Raw genomic sequence first — 17,988 nt, forward strand, 5'->3', positions numbered from 1 at the left:
CGCACGGGAACCCGCACGCCCAGCCCCGGCGGAGCCCTACGGCTCCTCGCGCCAGCCGTCCCACTCCCCCGCGAACTCGTCCAGCTCCTTCGAATCGAGCCGCTCCCCGGGATCCGTCAGGACCAGTAGCCACTGCGCGTCCTCGGCATCGTCCTCACCGGCCAGCGCGTCCCTGACGAGCTGCGGCTCCTCGTCGAGCCCGAACCGGTCACCGATCACCTCCGCCGCCTCTTCCGCGGCATCGCGGTCGGGCAGCACCAGCACATGTCTCACATCGCTCACGAGAACATTTTCCGCCACGCCGGACACGACCGACGCCGGGGTCGGCGCTTCTGAACGCAGGGATCAGCCCTTCCGCACCTCCGGCACCCGGTCCAGCTCGATCCCGAAGCGCTCCCGGTAGAGCGCCAGCACCTCCTCGTCCGTTGCCAGTTCCGACACCTCCTTCGTCCCGTCCGGCGCCGTCGCCGTCAGGTTCCGACCGCTGAGCGTGATCCGCCCTCCGTCCTCCGTCACCCGCGAACAGACCAGCGACCGCGTGAAATGCGACTTCGGCGAAGTGCTGTGCCACCAGGCCCCGGCGACGAAGTCCCCCAGCACCCGCGGTCGCACCTCCAGGCGGTACTGCGGGTTGCCGTCCCGGATGACGTCCAGGTCCTCGGCCTCCCGCCGTCCGCCGACGCCCCGCACTCCCGCCGCGTCCGGCCCCGCCTCGAGCACCCTGAACGTGCCGCCCGGGTCCACCTGTTCGGTCCGCGCCCCGAAGGCCAGCGGATAGTGACTGTGCGCCCCGAACCCGACGTCCGCCAGCCAGTCGCCCCCGTCCACCGTCCGCACCCGCAGCGCGAGATGGTCGTACGGGATCCCGAGCCGCCCCTCCTCCCCGTACGCCCGCCCCGCGAGCAGCGTGACGTCGAAGCCCAGCGCCCCGAGCAACGCCCCGAACGCCCCGTTCAGTTCGTAGCAGAAGCCACCCCTGCGCCCGCCCACCACCTTGTCCAGCAGTCGCTTCTCCTCCAGCACGATCTCCTCACCCAGATGGATCGACAGGTTCTCGAACGGCACCGCCTTCAGATGACGCAGGTGCAGGTCACGCAGCACACCTGAAGTGGGCCACGCGGGGTGATGGGCGCCGATCCGGCGGAGGTAGGCATCGGCCTGTGCGGAATTCATGCCCTCAGTCTCTCGCCACGCTCAACCCTCCGCCCGCACCGGCTACGGCCAGCGCCCCGTCCTTGTCCGTCCGCAGCACCACGGCACCCCCGGCACGCAGCGCCGCGACCGTGCTGGGCGCGGGATGCCCGTACGGGTTGTCCCTGCCGCACGAGATCAGGGCCAGCCGCGGGGCCACCCTCCGTATGAGCTCCGGGTCCTGGTAGGCCGAGCCGTGGTGGGCGACCTTGAGCACGTCCACGGCCGTCAGCTCCCCGGCCGCCGGTGATCGCAGCAGCGCCTGCTGCGCCGGCGGTTCGAGGTCGCCGAGCAACAGCAGCCGCAGCCCCGCCGACCGTACGACGAGGGCGACGCTGGCGTCGTTCGGCCCGTCCGGGGTGGGCGCCGGGCTCGGTGGCGGCCACAGCACCTGCCAGTCGAGACCGTCGATGCGCCGCCGTTCACCCGCCACGGCCGACGTCACCGAGATGTGGCGAGCGGCCGCCTGTCTCCGAACGAACTCGGCCTGGTCGGGCGGCTCCGCGAAGCCCGTCGTCTCGATCGCCCCCACCGCACGCCCGCGCAGCACCCCCGGCAGCCCCGCCACATGGTCGGCGTGGAAATGCGTCAGCACGACGAGCGGGATCCGGGTGATGCCGAGCGTGGTCAGACAGTGGTCGACCAGCGCCGGATCGGGGCCCGCGTCCACCACCACCGCGGTGCCGTCGCCCGCCGCGAGCACCGTCGCGTCGCCCTGTCCCACGTCGCACATCGCGAACCGCCAGCCGGGCGGCGGCCATCCCGTGATCACCCTGGTGAGCGGCGCCGGCTGCACCACGACCAGCAGGAACACCACGACACAGGCACCGCTCAGCCAAGGGTGCTTCAGGAGCCGTCGCCCGGCGAGCACGACGACCGCCGTGACCAGGGCGAGCAGCAGCGCCCCCGGCCAACTCGCGGGCCAGTCCACTCCCCCGCCGGGCAGCGCGGCTCCGGTCCGTGCGATGTCGGCGATCCACCGGGCCGGCCAACTCGCGCACCATGCGAGCCCCTTGGCCACGGGCAGCACCACCGGCGCCGTCGCCAGCGTCGCGAACCCCAGCACCGTGGCCGGCGCGACGGCGAACTCCGCGAGCAGATTGCACGGCACCGCCACCAGGCTCACCCGGGCCGACAGAACCGCGACGACCGGCGCGCACAGGGCCTGTGCGGCGCCCGCGGCGGCCAGTGCCTCGGCCAGGCGCGGCGGCATCCGGCGTCTCTGGAGCGCCGCGCTCCACCGCGGGGCGAGCGTGAGCAGGGCGCCGGTCGCCAGCACGGAGAGCAGGAAGCCGTAACTCCGTGACAGCCACGGGTCGTACAGCACCAGCAGCAGTACGGCCGTGGCCAGGGCGGGGATCAGCGATCTGCGGCGGCCGGTCGCGAGGGCGAGCAGCGCGATCGATCCGCAGGCCGCGGCCCGCAGCACGCTCGGGTCCGGCCGACACACGATCACGAAGCCGAGCGTGACCGCGCCACCGAGCAGGGCGGTGGCCCGCAGCGGGATACCGAGCCGCGGTGCGAGGCCACGCCGCTCGGCGCGCGGGGCGAGACCCGGTGGTCCGACGAACAGGGCGAGCAAGATCGTGAAGTTGCCGCCGCTGACCGCCAGCAAATGTGTGAGATCCGTCGCCTTGAACGCCTCGTCCAGCTCCGGTGTGACCCGTGAGGTGTCCCCCACGACCAGCCCCGGCAGCAGCGCCCGCGCGTCCGCCTCCAGCCCGTCGGTCGCCTGCCGCAGGCCCTCGCGCAACCGGCCGGCGAACCGCTGCGGCCCGGACGGCTGCCCCACCACCTCCGGCGGCCCGCTCCCCCGCACGCGCAGCACGGCCGCGATCCGGTCCCCGCCCGACAGCGCGGGGGCGAGCCGCGCGGCCACCCGCAACCGTGTGGACGGCAGCAGTGACAGCCAGGGCGAGCGCCCGCCGGGCAGCCGGGGCGAGCCCCTCGGCGAACTCGCGTCGACGATCACCAGCACCGGCGTACGCGTCACCACCACGGTCCCGTCTCCGCCCGCCCGCGTCACTCGCCGGACCTCCGCGTCGAGCAGCACAGCCGTGGGAGCCGCGTGATCCCCCTTGATCCGAGGCCGGGTGAGCCGTGGATCGGAGGTGATCTCCACCTCGGCGGTCACATGGGCGTACTGCCGTGCCAGGGCCGGGATCGGGCCGCGGCGCGCATCCGCCCCGTGCAGCCCCGCGGAGGCGGCGGCCGCCGCGACACAGAGCAGCGAGGCAGCGACGGAGACCCGCGGCCACGCACGGGATGGTCTTGCGCCGTACCCCGTCACCCTGCGCGCCTTGGTCCGCCCCAACGCCAACAACGCGCCGGCCAGGACCAGGCAGCCCACCACCACGGCCGTGACCCGTCCGGGCGGTGCGCCCACCGTCACCGCCGCCGTCACCCAGACCGCGAGCGCGGGCGGGACGAGCCGCAGATCCGTCGGCCCTTCCTCGCGGGGGTGGGCCATACCGAGCCGCTTTCCCGAGGCGGCGTGCACGGCTCGGCGGCTTCGGGAGTGCCGGGTGCTCCGCGTGGCATCCGCCGGTGGTGAGGCCGCGTGGGGCGAAGGAGGTGAAGGAGGTGAAGGAGGTGAAGGGGGCACAGAGGGCGAGGAGGTCGCGGAAGCCGTCGAGGGCCCGGTGGGCCCGCTCACGGCCGTACGAGTTTCTGCAGATCGGAGAACCGGCGGTCGCCGATGCCATTGACCTCGCGGAGCTCGTCGACCGAACGGAATCCGCCGTGCCGGGTGCGATAGTCGATGATGTGTTGCGCGAGAACGGGGCCGACGCCCGGCAGGGTGTCGAGCTGGTCCACGGTGGCCGTGTTGAGGGAGACGGGAGCCGAAGGAGCCGCTCCTGAAACGGATCCGCCGATCCCCGTGGCACTGGAGCCGCCACCCATGACCGGTCCGGTCACGCCAACGGGGACGCCCACCAGAACCTGTTCGCCGTCCACCAGGAGGCGGGCCCGGTTGAGCCCCTCGGTGTTCGCACCCGGTCGCACCCCACCCGCGGCCCGTAGCGCGTCCTCGACCCGCGACCCGGCCGGCAGTCGTCGCAGCCCGGGACTGCGCACCTTGCCGCTGACGTCCACCACGATCGCGGTCACGGTCGAACCGGCCGAAGCGGTCGAACCGCCCGGGCTCGGCGGCGCCCCGGCCGCGCCTCCCGGCTCCGCCGGCTTCCGCTCCACCGCGCCGCTCTGCCCGCCGTACGGCGCCACTGCCCGCACCACCTCGGGGGCCCGCACCGACTGCGTCCGGCCACCCCAGAACTGCTGCACGGCGAAGACCACGGCGACAACGAGCAGCACTCCGAGTGCGGTCACACTCCTGCGCTCCAGACCGCACCTCGACTGCAGCCACAGCGGCATCCGCTCCCGCACGGCAAGCCCGGCCCGCTCTCGCCATGCCGCCGTTGCCCCGGGGACGGGAGCGCCATGCTCGGTATGGTCGCCCGCACTCGCACGCGCACCTGAGCTTCGGCTCGGTTCGTCATGGTCCAGGACCCCGGTGGGCGAAGAGCCGCCACTTCCCCGAACCACGGCGACGCCGACCCCCGCCGAGGTGCTCCCCCTTGGGCCTCCCACATCCCGGTCCACGCCCGGCGGCCCGTCCCCCAACTCCCCTCGGGTGCCGGGCCTTTCGGAGAAGAGTGCCTGTGCGCGCAGACGGAGCGCCTCGGCCGAGGCATCGCGGCGTCGGGCGCGGGCGCCTGTATCCGTACCCGTGCCTGTACCTGTACCTGTACCTGTACCTGCGTTTGTGCCTACACCTGCGCCTGCGCGGCTTGGCGAGCGAGGGCGGCGATGGCGGGTGCGGCCGTCGGAGACGGGGCCGCGGCCCGGGCCGCTGGTCGGTGTGGCGGTGCGTGAGCGTGATCGAAGTGCCATGCGTCGAGGATCGGGCAACTCGCGCCCCTCGCGATGATCTTGCTCAAATCCCGGGGAAAACTACCCAGTTGTGGATAACTCCGTCACCCACACGAGTCACACCAGGCCCAGCAGGCACGGTAGACGCAGAACACACAGCGCACGCAGCACACGCAGCAGTCCCACCAGACGCAGGCGCCCCCACCCCGCCCCCACCGGATTCCTGCAGCCTCATCGAGGCGAGACGACCGCTCCCAGCAGCCCGGGGCCCGTGTGCGCGCCGATCACCGCACCGACCTCGCTCACATGCAGATCGACCACGCCCGGCACCCGCGCCCGCAACCGGTCCGCGAGAGCGGACGCCCTCTCGGGGGCGGCGAGATGGTGGACGGCGATGTCGACCTGGGCACTGCCCGCGCGTTCGGCCACGATCTCCTCGAGCCGGGCGATCGCCTTGGAAGCCGTCCGTACCTTCTCCAGAGGCTCGATCCGCCCCCCGTCGAGCTGGAGCAGCGGTTTCACCGCGAGCGCGGAGCCCAACAGCGCCTGCGCGGCGCCGATCCGGCCGCCACGGCGCAGATAGTCGAGTGTGTCGACGTAGAAGTACGCGTAGGTGCCGGCGGCCCGCTTCTCCGCGGCCGTGACCGCCTCGTCGACGGTGCCCCCCGCCTCCGCGGACTCGGCCGCGGCCAGTGCGCAGAACCCGAGGGCCATCGCGATCATCCCGGTGTCCACCACCCGCACGGGGACCGGGGCCTCACGGGCCGCGATGACGGCGGCGTCGTAGGTGCCGGAGAGCTCGGCGGACAGGTGGAGCGAGACGATGTCGGTCGCGCCCGACTCGGCGACCCTGCGGTAGGCCGCGGCGAAGACCTCGGGGCTGGGCCGGGACGTGGTGACGGGGCGCCGCTTCTGGAGTGCCTGTGCCAGGGAGCGGGCCGAGATCTCGGTGCCCTCTTCGAGCGCCTGATCACCGAGAACCACGGTCAGGGGCACCGCGGTGATGCCGTGGCGCTCCATCGTCCGGGGCGGCAAGTAGGCCGTGGAATCGGTGACGATCGCGACATGGCGGGACATGAGCTGGAGGTTACCTGCCGGGGAGCGCGGACGGCAGCCCGGCCCCTTTCACCTGCGGTCTAGGTCAGGTCAAGTCGTGCTCTCGGGACGGGGTTTCTTCTGCCAAGGGTAAGTGGGCCGCTGTACCGGCGGGGTGATCGCGGAGGGCGGCGGCTCGTCGGCCGAGCGGGAGCGCGGAGGCTCCGGCCAGGTCTGGCCGCTGGAAGTGGCCGTGTCCGGTGCCGGCGCCTCGGGCCAGGAGGCAGTGGGTCCCGGCTCGGTCGTCCAGTGCCGCAGGGCGCCCGCCTCCACGTCGATCTGCTCACTCAGCGAATCCAGGTCGTCGGCGGCGAACCGGCGGGCCCGGTCGCGCGCGGCCCAGCGCAGCGAGTCCGCGGACTGCGTGATCCGTTCGGTGCGCTCGCGCAGCTCGGGCAGCCGCGTGGAGAGCGTCCTCTTGTCCGGTTCGCTCTCCAGGCGCCTCAGCTCGTCGTCCAGCTCACGCCCGTGCACACTGAGCCGCTCGAACAGCCCCAGGGACTCCTTCAGGGACTCGTCCTCGACCACGCCCGAGTGCAGCGCGTCCTGCGTGGCCCGCATCGAGGTGCGCAGCGCCAGCCTCAGCTGGGCGATCTCCCCCGCCGGGCCCGGCTGAGTGAAGGTCTTGGCACGCAGGGTGGTGTCCTCGACCGTGCGGCGGGCCTGGGAGATCGTGCGGTCCACACCGCGCTTGGCGGCGCCGATCACCTTCACGGTGGCGTATGCGCCCAGCACCACGAACAGCAGGAAGAGCAGGGCGATCACTGTGATCACGGCTTCCACCACGCTCCTCCTCCTCGGACGGTCGCGGCAGCCGCCGCGTCGCTCTTCAACGGTAAACGCAACGGGCAGATCCGGAGTTCCAGAAGAACCCCGAACCTGCCCGTAGGGGACTACCCCTAGCCAAGCCACCCATCCGTGCCGGACCGGGGCAATCGCCTACGCCGTGACGATGTTCACCAGCTTCGGCGCCCGGACGATCACCTTGCGGATGCCCGCGCCGTCCAGCGCGGCGACGACCTTCTCGTCGGCCAGCGCGATCTTCTCCAGGTCCGCGTCGGAGATCGACGGGGAGACCTCCAGGCGGGCCTTGACCTTGCCCTTGATCTGCACGACGCAGGTCACGGCCTCGTCCACGACGTACGCCGGGTCGGCGACCGGGAAGTCCTGGTGGACGACCGAGTCGGTGTGGCCCAGCTTGCGCCACAGCTCCTCGGCGATGTGCGGGGCCAGCGGTGCGACCAGCAGCACCAGGGACTCGGCGACCGTGCGCGCCACGGGGCCGCCGACCTTGGTCAGGTGGTTGTTCAGCTCGGTGACCTTGGCGATGGCGGTGTTGAAGCGCAGGCCCTCCAGGTCCTGGCGCACGCCGTCGATCGCCTTGTGCAGCGCCCGCAGGGTGTCCTCGTCGGCCGGGGTGTCGACGACCGTGACCTCGCCCGTGGTCTCGTCGACGACGTTGCGCCACAGCCGCTGCAGCAGCCGGTACTGGCCCACCACCGCGCGCGTGTCCCACGGCCGCGACACGTCCAGGGGACCCATCGCCATCTCGTACAGGCGCAGGGTGTCCGCGCCGTACTCGGCGCAGATCTCGTCCGGAGTGACCGCGTTCTTCAGGGACTTGCCCATCTTGCCCAGCAGTCGGGAGACCTTCTCGCCCTGGTAGTAGTACGCGCCGTCGCGCTCCTCCACCTCGGCGGCCGGCACCGCGATGCCACGGCTGTCGCGGTACACGAAGGCCTGGATCATGCCCTGGTTGAACAGCTTGTGGAACGGCTCGACCGAGGAGACATACCCCAGGTCGTACAGCACCTTCGACCAGAAACGCGCGTACAGCAGGTGCAGCACGGCGTGCTCGGCGCCGCCGACGTACAGGTCGACGCCACCGTGCGGCTGGCCCTCGCGCGGACCCATCCAGTACTGCTCGATGGCCGGGTCGACCAGCTTCTGGTCGTTGTGCGGGTCCAGGTAGCGCAGCTCGTACCAGCAGGAACCGGCCCAGTTGGGCATGGTGTTGGTCTCGCGGCGGTACTTCTGCGGGCCGCGGCCGTCACCCAGGTCCAGGGTGACGTTGACCCAGTCCTCGTTGCGGGACAGCGGCGTCTCGGGAGAGGTGTTCGCGTCGTCCGGGTCGAAGGTGCGCGGCGAGTAGTCCTCGACCTCCGGCAGCTCCAGGGGCAGCATCGACTCGGGCAGCGCGTGCGCGACGCCGTCCTCGTCGTAGACGATCGGGAAGGGCTCGCCCCAGTAGCGCTGGCGGCTGAACAGCCAGTCGCGCAGACGGAAGTTGACGGTGCCCTCACCGATGCCCTTGCGTGCCAGCCACTCGGTGATGCGCTCCTTCGCCTCGGCCACCGCCAGGCCGTCCAGCGAGATGTCGTCGTTGGAGGAGTTGATGATCTTCGCGTCGTACGACCCGAAGGCGTTCTCCCACGTCGACGTGTCGGTGCCGCGGCCGTCGACCGGCTCGACGATGCAGCGGATCGGCAGCTCGAAGGCGCGCGCGAACTCGAAGTCGCGCTGGTCACCGGCGGGGACGGCCATGATCGCGCCGGTGCCGTAGCCCATCAGGACGTAGTCGGCGATGAAGACCGGGACCTGCTCGCCGTTGACCGGGTTGGTCGCGTAGGCGCCGGTGAAGACACCGGTCTTGTCCTTGGCCTCGGCCTGCCGTTCGACGTCGGACTTCGAGGCGGCCTGCGCTCGGTAGGCGGCGACGGCCTCGGCGGGCGTGGCGTGACCGCCGGTCCACACCTCGTGGCTGCCCTCGGGCCAGGCTTCGGGCACGAACTTGTCGACCAGCGGGTGCTCGGGCGCCAGCACCATGTAGGTGGCGCCGAACAGGGTGTCCGGGCGCGTGGTGAAGACCGTGATGGCTTCGCCGTCGATCGGGAAGTCGACGCGGGCACCCTCGGAGCGGCCGATCCAGTTGCGCTGCTGCAGCTTGATCGCCTCGGGCCAGTCCAGCGCCTCCAGGTCGTCCAGCAGCCGGTCGGCGTACGCCGTGATGCGCATGTTCCACTGGCGCAGCTTGGCCTTGAAGACGGGGAAGTTCCCGCGCTCGGAGCGGCCGTCGGCGGTGACCTCCTCGTTGGCCAGCACCGTGCCCAGACCCGGGGACCAGTTGACGGGCGCGTCGGAGGCGTACGCCAGCCGGTACTCGCTCAGGATGTCGGCGCGCTCGGTGGCGGTCAGCTCGTTCCACGCGCGCGTGGCGCCGTCAATGCTCGGTACGGCGCGCTCGCCGCTCTCGAACTGGGCGATCAGCACGGAGATCGGACGGGCCTTGTCCGCCTCGTCGTCGTACCAGGAGTTGAAGATCTGCAGGAAGATCCACTGGGTCCACTTGTAGTACTCCGGGTCGATCGTGGCGAACGACCGGCGCTTGTCGTGGCCCAGGCCCAGCGCGCGCAGCTGGGCCTTCATGTTCTCGATGTTGGCCTCGGTGGACACGCGCGGGTGGGTGCCCGTCTGCACGGCGTACTGCTCGGCGGGCAGTCCGAAGGCGTCGAAGCCCAGGGTGTGCAGGACGTTGTGGCCCGTCATGCGCTGGAACCGGGCGAATACATCGGTGGCGATGTAGCCCAGGGGGTGGCCGACGTGCAGACCCGCTCCCGAGGGGTACGGGAACATGTCCATGATGAACTTCTTGGGCTTGGCGGCCAGCTCGGGGTCGCCCGCCAGGTCACCGCTGGGGTTCGGCGCCTCGTACGTGCCCTCGGCGTCCCAGAAGTCCTGCCAGCGTGCCTCGATCTCAGCGGCCATCGCGGCCGTGTAGCGGTGCGGCGCTGCCACCTCGGAGGCGGCAGCGGGGTTCGTCTCGCTCATGATCCTCAAAGCTCCATCGATCGTCTCTGCCAGCGGCTTAGAAATGAAAAATCCCCTCGCACAGGAGGGGACGCCGCGCCGATGCCGACCACGGGTCGTCAGTGGTCGGGACTGATCAGCGCGGCTCGCTAAGCAGAAGGCGTACGGCACGCATGGCGTCAGGGTACCGCAGCCCCCGCGCGCGCCGCGACGAGCTTGGGACGGGGTCGGACACGCCGTGCCGCTCGTCACAATCACGCCAAAAAAACTGAACAATATTCAAATATTACTTCGCGTAAGGGGACGCTACGGGACAACACAAGGACCTGGTCGCACTTTGATAACAACGCAATAACTCAAACCTCGTACCCATCGGTATGGCTCGACTTAGAGTTCGGCTTCGGGACCGCTTCCCCGAACCGTTGGGAGTAACCCCCTATGAACCCTCGTCGCAGTGGCAGCACGCTTCCCCGACCGGGCCGCTCGGCCTACGGGGTGGCGACGGCTGCCGTCCTGCTGCTCATACCCGTGGTCGTGCTGACCGGAGGCAACCGAGTCCAGGACTTCCTCAACTTCGGTGCGGGCGTCCTGTCGCTCGTCTCCCTGACGTGTTCCGTCATCTGGGGCCTCATCGCCCAGGACCGGCTCATCCTCAACACGCGTCAGCGGATCGTGGCACAGGGCATCCACCGGGTGACGGCCGTCGGCTCGATCGCGTTCCTCCTGGTGCACATCACCATCAAACTGGCGCTGGACCACACCGTCCTGATCGCCGCGCTGATCCCCTTCAGCCTGGGCGTCAAGGGAAGCGCCGGACTCATCGGCCTCGGCTCCCTGGCCGGGCTGCTCATGATCTTCGTAGGCATCACCGGCGCACTGCGCAACCAGTTCGCGGCCCCGGCACCGGTCGCGGCACGCTGGCGCGCGATGCACATGCTGGCGTACCCGGCCCTGTGCGCGGCGCTGATCCACGGTCTCTTCGCGGGACGGGCGGCAAAGCCGTTCTTCATGGTGTCGTACGAGCTGTGCCTGGTCGCGGTCGGCGGGGCCCTCGCCCTGCGTGCGGCTCCGCACCCCTTCAAGCGCAAGGTCGCCGACCGGATCCTGGCGATCCTCGGCGAGGGCGGCGGCGCCGGTGGCCGCATGGCCCGCGAGGACCTGACGGCATCCCGTGCCGCTCTGTCGGAGAACTCCCTGCCGGGCTTCGCCCCGCGCCCCGCGCAGCAGTCCTCGGGCGCCCCCTTCGTACCCCCGCAGCGCATGCCGTCCCCCGAGCAGTCGCTGTACCAGACCCCGGCCGACCCCGCCGCCGCGGACGCCACGTCCGGTTTCGCGGCCGCCTACCGGGCCGTCTCGGGCACGCCCGGCGCGAACCCCGCGGGCGCGGCCCCGACCGAGCGCATCCAGATGCCCATGAACATGCAGCCGACGGAGACGTTCCCCCGCGCCGACGCCGGTGGCAGCACGTCGGGCAGTTGGCCCATCCCCTCGCCGCCGCCGGTCGGCGAGGCGCCGCGCTCCGCGTACGACCCGCTCGCCGACACGGGATACAACATCCCCGTCTATGACAATTCGGCCACCGGTGGGTACGGCACGAGTGATGTGTACAACAACGGTGAGACGAACCCCGCCTTCGGTACGTACAACACCAACGACACGTACGACAGCGGTCCCACGACTGACGTACTGCCGGGCGCCTTCGACGCTCCTGGCTCCGGTGAACCATGGAACGCCCCTTCCGGAGGCTTTAAGTGAACGAGGCCCTGCCCGACGTCCCGGAGGTCCGCGTCGTCGGGCTTCCGCAGCTCACGTCGGGCTTCGACCTGGTTGAACGGCTCGATCTGCCCATGCACCTCAAGGTGCACGGGCCGCTCGAGCCGATGGGCGGTGAACAGCTCGCGGGCCTCGCCGAGGCGATCGGCCTGAAGGGCCGCGGCGGTGCGGGCTTCCCCTTCGCCAAGAAACTGCGCTCGGTCGCCGAGTCGGCCATCAGCAAGGGCATCCGACCCGTCGTGGTCGTCAACGGAAGTGAGGACGAACCCGCCTGCCGCAAGGACACGGTGCTCATCAACCGTGCCCCGCACCTCATCCTGGACGGCGCCCTGCTGGCCGCGGAGGCCATGGGTGCCCGCACCCTGGTCATCGGGGTGACCCGCGAGTCGACCCAGCGGTCCATGGAGGCCGCGCTGGCCGAGCGCGGCCTCAGCGACCGGCGCGGATCGCCGCTCCGCGCGCGCGTGCAGCGCAATCCGGTGCGGATGGTGACCGGAGCGGCCGCTTCGCTCATCCGCTCCATCGACGGCGGCCCGGCCATCCCGCCGGGTCGCAAGATCAGCGCGTCGCAGAGCGGCGTCGGTGGCGCGCCCACCCTGCTGTCGAACGCCGAGACGTACGCGCAGCTGGCCATCGCCGCCCGTATCGGCCCCGACCGCTACCGCAACACCGGTCTGTACGACGAGCCCGGCACCGTCATGCTCACCATCTCCGGGGCGGTCGCCCGCCCCATGGTGATCGAGGTCCCCACCGGCGTGCCGCTGCGTTACGTGCTCCAGCTGGCCGGCGCCCCGCCGATGCCGCAGGGCGTGCTGACCGGCGGCTACCACGGCAAGTGGCTGGACGCGGCGACGGTCAACGAGGCGATCGTCTCGCGCAACTCCCTGGACGCGGTGGGCGGCGCGCTCGGCGCCGGCGCGATCCTCCCGATCACCCAGGAGACGTGCCCGCTGGGCGAGTCTCTCCGGGTGGCCCAGTGGCTGGCGGAGGAGAGCGCGGGACAGTGCGGTCCCTGCTACCTCGGCCTGCCCGCCGCGGCACGCGGCCTGGAGGACATCCTCAACGGCGGCGGACCGGCCGCCCTGGAGGCCGTGAAGCAGGTCGCCAAGGCCGTGAAAAGACGCGGCGCCTGCTCGCATCCCGACGGCTCGGCGATGTTCATCGAGTCGACGATCAAGGCGTTCACGGACGACCTGGCCGCCCATGTCCTCGGCAATGGCTGCGGAAGGCCCGTGGAGGGCGTTCTGCCGCTCTTCGAGGGCGGTCAGCTGCCCACCGGCATCCCCGGCGGCCAGGCGGTCGAGGAGGCCGGCCCCAGCCGCCAGAAGATCTACGTCGACTGGACACTGTGCCGCGGTCACGGCCTGTGCGCGGACATCCTTCCCGAGGTCTTCGAACTGGGCGCCGACGGCTTCCCCACCGTCGCGCAGGCCCAGGTGCCCCGGTACGCGGAGGCGAAGGCGCTGCGGGCCGTACGCCGCTGCCCGGCGCTCGCCCTGCGCATCGAGGAGGACAGCCGCTCCTCCGCCCCGGCCCGCAACAACCTTCCGGTCCTCTCCCAGCGCCGTGGTCGTCGGGCGCTCGGCAGCGGCCGCTGAACACGACGAAGGCGGGTCACCCCGACCGGGTGACCCGCCTTCAATATGTGTGGAGCTAAGGAGAATTGAACTCCTGACCTCCTGCATGCCATGCAGGCGCTCTACCAACTGAGCTATAGCCCCTTGTGGTCATGCGGCGAAGCCGCATATCGACCGTGTCGCCCGGTTTCCCCGGCGGCGACGCCAACATTACACGGTCCTCCCCATGGACCACCAAATCGATTCCGCGCCGTGCGGACAATGCGGACATGAGGGATAGTGTCGGCCTTCGTGACCGTGATCGCGCTCCCCCGTGTCCGCCGCCGTGCGCCTGTCGCCCTGGGGGCGTGCCTGTTGTCCTTCGCCGCCTTCTGGTGGGCACAGCGGGCCGCGCACGTGTCGATGATCGACCTGATGGTGTACCGGGCGGAGGGCGAGACCGTCCGCGCGGGCGGCGACCTCTACGCGCTGCGTACGACCGAGGCCCATCTGCCGACCACCTACCCGCCGTTCGCGGCGTTGCTGTTCACGCCGCTGACGCTGCTGGACACGTCGACCATGCGGACTCTGGCGACGGCCGGAAATCTGGCCCTTCTTGTGGTGTTCGTGGCCCTGTCGCTACGGCTCGTCGACCACGCGCGCGTGGAGGGCGTCTGGTGGGCGTCCGCGGCGGCCGTGTGGTGCGAGCCGGTGTGGACGACCGTGCGGTACGGGCAGATCAATCTGCTGCTCGGCGTGTTGGTGCTGTGGGACCTGACGCGGCGGCCCGGGCACCGGTGGGCCGGAGTGGGTATCGGGCTCGCGGCGGCGATCAAGCTGACACCGGCGCTCTTCGCGGTGTTCCTGCTGGTCACCGGCGTCGTGGCGTACGCACGGCGGGGCCCCGGAGACCCCTGGTTGCGGCATGTGCGCGGGTCGGCCGTCGCGTTCGCCGGGGCAACCCTGCTGGCAGCCTGCGCCCTGCCCTACGACTCATGGCGCTTCTGGAGCCGCATGGTCTTCGAAACGGGTCGGGTCGGGCTCGTGGAGGACACCGCGAACCAGTCGCTGCGCGGGGTACTGGCCCGACTGCTGCACACCACTCAGCCGGGCCTCTGGTGGGTCGCCACGGCGGCCGTGGCGGGCTCCCTGGGCCTCGGGGTCGCCGTGGCGGCGGAGCTGCGCGGGCGGCGCGCCTGGGCGGTGGCCGCCTGCGCGGTCACGGCGCTGCTGATCAGTCCGGTGTCGTGGTCGCACCACTGGGTGTGGTGCGTGCCGATGGTGCTGATCCTGGGCACGCGCGGCCGGGCGGCCGCCGTCGGCGCAGCACAGGTGACCGCCGCCCGTACGGCACTGGTGACCGCCGCCGGTACGTCGCTGGTCTTCTGCTCGTACGCGCTGTGGTGGGTGCCACATGGTCCGGGACGGCTCGAACTGCGTCAGACGGGCGCCCAGTTGACGTTGTCGGCCCTCTACGAAGGAGCCGGTCTCGTCTTCCTGACCCTGATCGGGGTCAGGCTGTGGCGAACGTATAGAACCGTTTGAGCGTGCAGTGCTCGTCGAGGAGCCGGCCGTAGATCGGCTCGCCCTCCAGCTCGCGGTAGGTCTCGATCGGGTCGCCTTTTATGATCAGCGCCCGCGCGCACTCCTCGCACCAGTACTGGTAGTCGTGGTTGACCGGCTCCATGTCGCGGACGATCGGCGTACCACTGCCGCACCAATCGCACTTCCGCCTGTGTGCACCCATCGATCAGCTCCAGCTGTGGCCGCAGGCCGTGCACACGTAGGAGATCCCGCCGTTGTCGCCGAGGACCTGGGCGACGTGGACCGATCCGCAGGAAGGACAGTCGAGGAGGGTGGCTCTTCTACGTGTCTGTGCCACATCGAGGAGATCGTCGACCTCCTCGAGGATGCTCGCAGGCATCGCTTCTCCCTCCCGTCGGGCCGCGCCCCCTTCCGGCCGTTTGATTCTGCCACGGCCGGAGCAATACGGTCAGCGACGCCTTCGTACCAGTCCGGACACAGCACCCGACGTGGCCGTCGCGGCCAGCGCATACGTGCACATGAGGAGCGCGTCCGCAGAGGTATACGCCCCCGGAGCCCCAAGTGACTCAAGTCGGTTCAAGAAGAGTGTGCCGAAGGCCGCGACACCGATCAGCTGACCGAGCTGCGCGACCGTCGCGAGCAGTCCACTGGCGTCCGCCGCGTCCTCGGGCCGCACCGTGGCCAGAGCCCTGGTCAGCGTGGGGCTGAAGCCCAGCGCGAGACCTGTCCCCATGCCCGCGAACGCCACGTACAGCCAGAATCCGCCGTCGCCCCCGCCCTTCAGCACGGCTCCGACACAGGCCACGGAAACGGCGGCGATGGCGAAGCCGACCGGGATCAGGACACCTTGCAGAGCGGCCGGCCAGTCGCGCCAGGTCAGACCGACCAGGCCGAAGACCACCGCGGTCGGCGCGAAGGTGAGTCCGGCGCGCAGCGCGCTGTACCCGAGGCCGCCCTGAACATGCAGGGTCAGAGCGAACAGGAAACCCGCGTTGACCGCCATCACCGCGAGCAGGCGGAAGACCGCGAGGCCCATGCCGGGGTGGCGCAGCACCCGGGGTGAAATCAGCGGCGCTCCACCCCGCCGGGCGAGCCGGGACTCGTACAGACAGAAAAGGGTGAAGAAGACCACGGCCGCGCCGAGCGACAGCCAGGACCACAGCGGCCAGCCCTCTTCCTGTCCGAGCACGAGCGGCACGGTGAGCAGCGTCACGGCGGCGCCGAGCAGGACGAGGCCCGGCAGGTCGAGGCCGCGTGAGCGCTCCACGGCTCCCGGGGCGTCCCGGGGCAGGACGCGGTGGCCGACGGCCAGGAGTACGAGGCCCACGGGCACGTTGACCAGGAACACCGGCCGCCAGCCGGTGCCGAACAGGTCGGCGCTGACCAGGACGCCGCCCAGCACCTGTCCGGCCGCGGCTCCCGTCGCGACGACGGCGGAGTAGGCGCCGAGGGCACGGGCCCGGGCCTCGCCGGTGAAGTGGCGCTGGATCAGGCTGAGCACCTGCGGGATCATCACGGCCGCACCGGCTCCCTGCACCAGCCGGAAGGCGATCAACTCCCCCGTTCCCCGGGCGAGTCCGCACGCCAGCGAGGCCGCGGTGAACAGCGCGAGCCCGGCGAGGTGGACGCGGCGGTGGCCGAGCAGGTCGCCGAGGCGCGCGCCGGTGATCAGCAGTACGGCGTACGCGATGGAGTATCCGGCGACCACCAACTGCATTCCGGCGCCGGACGCGTGGAGTTCGGAACCGATCGTGGGCACGGCGACGTTCACGATGAAAACGTCCAGCAGTGCCATGAACTGGGCTGTGAGCACGACCGCGAGCAGCCGTCCGGGGCGATTGTCAGTGCCGGGGGCTTTACTGGCCGCAGGACTTGAATCCGCTGCGGGACCTGGGCCCGCGGGGGTTGTCGTCGTCATGGCTCCGAGCCTGGCGGCGGCCGGATACGGGTGCCGAGAGCCCGCCGATGCTGGTACTGACAGCACCTGGCAGCGGGCGGGTTCGGCGCGGACGATGGAAGACGGGGGAAGTGAAGCCGATGAACACGACACAACGTCGCAGGCCGGAGCTGGCCGGCTTTCTGCGCGGTCGGCGGGCGCGGGTGACACCCGCCGACGTCGGGATGCCCCCGGGCTTACGGCGCCGCACGCCGGGTCTGCGCCGCGAAGAGGTCGCACAGCTCTCCGGGGTCGGTGTGACCTGGTACACCTGGCTGGAGCAGGGCCGCCCCATCAACGCCTCTCCTCAGGTGCTGGACGCGGTGGCGCGCACCCTGCGCCTGGACCAGACCGAGCGGGAGCATCTGTACCACTTGGCCGAAGTGCCCTACGAGTCCGAGCCGGAGCTCCCCGCGCAGACCGTGAGCGCGGAGATCCAGGGCATCATCGACGCCCTCGATCCGCGCCCGGCGGCGGTCTACAACTCGCGGTACGACATCCTGGCCGCCAACCCCCCTTACCGCGACCTGTTCTTCGTGCCGCAGACGCTCGACATCGGCGTTCCCAACGTGCTGTGGACCCTGTTCACCGTGCCCGAGCCCGGCTGCCCCGTGGTGTTCCGGGACAGCGAACTGCCGTTGATGGTGGCGACGCTGCGCTCCGCGTACGGCAGACACGTCGGCGAGCCCGCCTGGGAGGACTACATACGCGGGTTGTCGGCCGCCAGCCCGCGCTTCGCCGAGTTGTGGGCGGGCGGGGACGTCCTCCCGCCGGGACCGCGTGTGAAGACGTTCCGCCATGAGGCGGTGGGCGAACTGCGGATGACCTCGGTGTCGCTGTCCATCGACGGGATGCCGGAGTGCCGGATCGTCGCCTACACCCCGGACGACCAGAAGGCGCGCAAGGGGCTGGCGGTTCTGCGCGAGCGGCGGGAGCGGTTGTGGCCACCGTCACTCCCGGCCGCCACGGCGTCCCTGGGGTCGAAGTCGCCCATGTCACCGACAACCTGGGGGACATGAAGAAATCCCGCCCCTCGAAGGGAACGGGATTCTCATCACTGATCTGTGCTGATCTTTGACAACTCAAGAGAGCTGATCTGTGGAGCTAAGGAGAATTGAACTCCTGACCTCCTGCATGCCATGCAGGCGCTCTACCAACTGAGCTATAGCCCCTTGCGTTCTTCCCGCCCGGCGGGGCGAACAAGAAGAACTT

General features: G+C 70.9%; 14 protein-coding genes and 2 tRNA genes. 4 read left to right on the plus strand and 12 right to left on the minus strand.

Annotated features, from left to right (window positions below):
- Positions 1 to 36: 36 nt before the first annotated feature.
- The 7 genes from FNV62_RS19235 to leuS all read right to left on the minus strand — a co-directional run bounded on the left by FNV62_RS19235 (position 37) and on the right by leuS (position 9,987).
- A complete protein-coding gene (locus tag FNV62_RS19235) occupies positions 37 to 282 on the minus strand; it encodes a hypothetical protein (protein WP_060901959.1) in 246 nt (81 codons plus the stop codon).
- Positions 283 to 345: 63 nt separating this feature from the next.
- Positions 346 to 1,173 carry an arylamine N-acetyltransferase family protein gene (locus tag FNV62_RS19240; RefSeq protein ID WP_143613349.1) on the minus strand — a complete coding sequence of 276 codons (828 nt, stop codon included), beginning with the start codon at positions 1,171 to 1,173 and terminating at the stop codon, positions 346 to 348.
- A gap of 4 nt (positions 1,174 to 1,177) precedes the next feature.
- Positions 1,178 to 3,661: a ComEC/Rec2 family competence protein gene (locus FNV62_RS19245; RefSeq protein ID WP_205523154.1), complete on the minus strand. Its 2,484-nt coding sequence runs from the start codon at positions 3,659 to 3,661 to the stop codon at positions 1,178 to 1,180.
- A 182-nt stretch (positions 3,662 to 3,843) separates the two neighbouring features.
- Positions 3,844 to 4,698, minus strand: a complete 855-nt coding sequence (locus tag FNV62_RS19250) for a helix-hairpin-helix domain-containing protein (protein ID WP_413083920.1) — start codon at positions 4,696 to 4,698, stop codon at positions 3,844 to 3,846.
- A gap of 597 nt (positions 4,699 to 5,295) precedes the next feature.
- Positions 5,296 to 6,141 carry a DegV family protein gene (locus tag FNV62_RS19255; RefSeq protein WP_054231946.1) on the minus strand — a complete coding sequence of 282 codons (846 nt, stop codon included), beginning with the start codon at positions 6,139 to 6,141 and terminating at the stop codon, positions 5,296 to 5,298.
- Between the two features lie 69 nt (positions 6,142 to 6,210).
- Positions 6,211 to 6,942 (minus strand): hypothetical protein, encoded by a 732-nt coding sequence (locus tag FNV62_RS19260; protein WP_143652054.1) that lies wholly within the window; start codon positions 6,940 to 6,942, stop codon positions 6,211 to 6,213.
- A gap of 156 nt (positions 6,943 to 7,098) precedes the next feature.
- Positions 7,099 to 9,987, minus strand: coding sequence for a leucine--tRNA ligase (gene leuS / locus FNV62_RS19265; RefSeq protein WP_097284691.1), 2,889 nt, complete (start codon positions 9,985 to 9,987; stop codon positions 7,099 to 7,101).
- 417 nt (positions 9,988 to 10,404) lie between these two features.
- Between leuS and FNV62_RS19270 the strand changes: the two genes are divergently transcribed.
- Positions 10,405 to 11,721 carry a cytochrome b/b6 domain-containing protein gene (locus FNV62_RS19270; protein WP_205523155.1) on the plus strand — a complete coding sequence of 439 codons (1,317 nt, stop codon included), beginning with the start codon at positions 10,405 to 10,407 and terminating at the stop codon, positions 11,719 to 11,721.
- Positions 11,718 to 13,337 (plus strand): NADH-quinone oxidoreductase subunit NuoF family protein, encoded by a 1,620-nt coding sequence (locus tag FNV62_RS19275; protein WP_054231943.1) that lies wholly within the window; start codon positions 11,718 to 11,720, stop codon positions 13,335 to 13,337. Before FNV62_RS19270 ends, FNV62_RS19275 begins: the two co-directional genes overlap by 4 nt.
- 50 nt (positions 13,338 to 13,387) lie before the next feature.
- Here FNV62_RS19275 and FNV62_RS19280 read toward each other — a convergent pair.
- Positions 13,388 to 13,460: transfer RNA gene (locus FNV62_RS19280), tRNA-Ala, on the minus strand.
- 147 nt (positions 13,461 to 13,607) lie between these two features.
- On the opposite strand from FNV62_RS19280, the gene FNV62_RS19285 reads away from it, so the two are divergent.
- Positions 13,608 to 14,840: a glycosyltransferase 87 family protein gene (locus FNV62_RS19285; RefSeq protein ID WP_225900296.1), complete on the plus strand. Its 1,233-nt coding sequence runs from the start codon at positions 13,608 to 13,610 to the stop codon at positions 14,838 to 14,840.
- On the opposite strand, the gene FNV62_RS19290 is transcribed toward FNV62_RS19285, so the two are convergent.
- From FNV62_RS19290 to FNV62_RS19295, 3 genes are all read right to left on the minus strand, one after another.
- On the minus strand, positions 14,809 to 15,042 hold the full coding sequence (locus FNV62_RS19290; RefSeq protein ID WP_054231942.1) for a hypothetical protein: 234 nt from the start codon (positions 15,040 to 15,042) through the stop codon (positions 14,809 to 14,811). The two genes, FNV62_RS19285 and FNV62_RS19290, sit on opposite strands and share 32 nt — an antisense overlap.
- Positions 15,043 to 15,045: 3 nt before the next feature.
- Positions 15,046 to 15,219 (minus strand): hypothetical protein, encoded by a 174-nt coding sequence (locus FNV62_RS54610; RefSeq protein WP_101405208.1) that lies wholly within the window; start codon positions 15,217 to 15,219, stop codon positions 15,046 to 15,048.
- A gap of 69 nt (positions 15,220 to 15,288) precedes the next feature.
- Positions 15,289 to 16,758: an MFS transporter gene (locus FNV62_RS19295; RefSeq protein WP_179858169.1), complete on the minus strand. Its 1,470-nt coding sequence runs from the start codon at positions 16,756 to 16,758 to the stop codon at positions 15,289 to 15,291.
- Between the two features lie 119 nt (positions 16,759 to 16,877).
- Here FNV62_RS19295 and FNV62_RS19300 point away from each other — a divergent pair, with 119 nt between their 5' ends.
- On the plus strand, positions 16,878 to 17,795 hold the full coding sequence (locus FNV62_RS19300) for a helix-turn-helix transcriptional regulator (protein WP_144315448.1): 918 nt from the start codon (positions 16,878 to 16,880) through the stop codon (positions 17,793 to 17,795).
- Positions 17,796 to 17,875: 80 nt separating this feature from the next.
- Here FNV62_RS19300 and FNV62_RS19305 read toward each other — a convergent pair.
- Positions 17,876 to 17,948: transfer RNA gene (locus FNV62_RS19305), tRNA-Ala, on the minus strand.
- Between the last annotated feature and the right edge of the window lie 40 nt (positions 17,949 to 17,988).

This window comes from Streptomyces sp. RLB3-17, from assembly GCF_007113425.2.
In the GTDB taxonomy this organism is placed as follows: Bacteria; Actinomycetota; Actinomycetes; order Streptomycetales; family Streptomycetaceae; genus Streptomyces; species Streptomyces mirabilis_D.

Coding starts and splice junctions, on each gene's coding strand:
- FNV62_RS19240 (WP_143613349.1), bottom strand. CDS start 1,173: ATGAATTCCGCACAGGCCGATGCCTACCTCCGCCGGATCGGCGCCCAT.
- FNV62_RS19245 (WP_205523154.1), bottom strand. CDS start 3,661: ATGGCCCACCCCCGCGAGGAAGGGCCGACGGATCTGCGGCTCGTCCCG.
- FNV62_RS19255 (WP_054231946.1), bottom strand. CDS start 6,141: ATGTCCCGCCATGTCGCGATCGTCACCGATTCCACGGCCTACTTGCCG.
- leuS (WP_097284691.1), bottom strand. CDS start 9,987: ATGAGCGAGACGAACCCCGCTGCCGCCTCCGAGGTGGCAGCGCCGCAC.
- FNV62_RS19270 (WP_205523155.1), top strand. CDS start 10,405: ATGAACCCTCGTCGCAGTGGCAGCACGCTTCCCCGACCGGGCCGCTCG.
- FNV62_RS19290 (WP_054231942.1), bottom strand. CDS start 15,042: ATGGGTGCACACAGGCGGAAGTGCGATTGGTGCGGCAGTGGTACGCCG.
- FNV62_RS54610 (WP_101405208.1), bottom strand. CDS start 15,219: ATGCCTGCGAGCATCCTCGAGGAGGTCGACGATCTCCTCGATGTGGCA.
- FNV62_RS19295 (WP_179858169.1), bottom strand. CDS start 16,758: ATGACGACGACAACCCCCGCGGGCCCAGGTCCCGCAGCGGATTCAAGT.
- FNV62_RS19300 (WP_144315448.1), top strand. CDS start 16,878: ATGAACACGACACAACGTCGCAGGCCGGAGCTGGCCGGCTTTCTGCGC.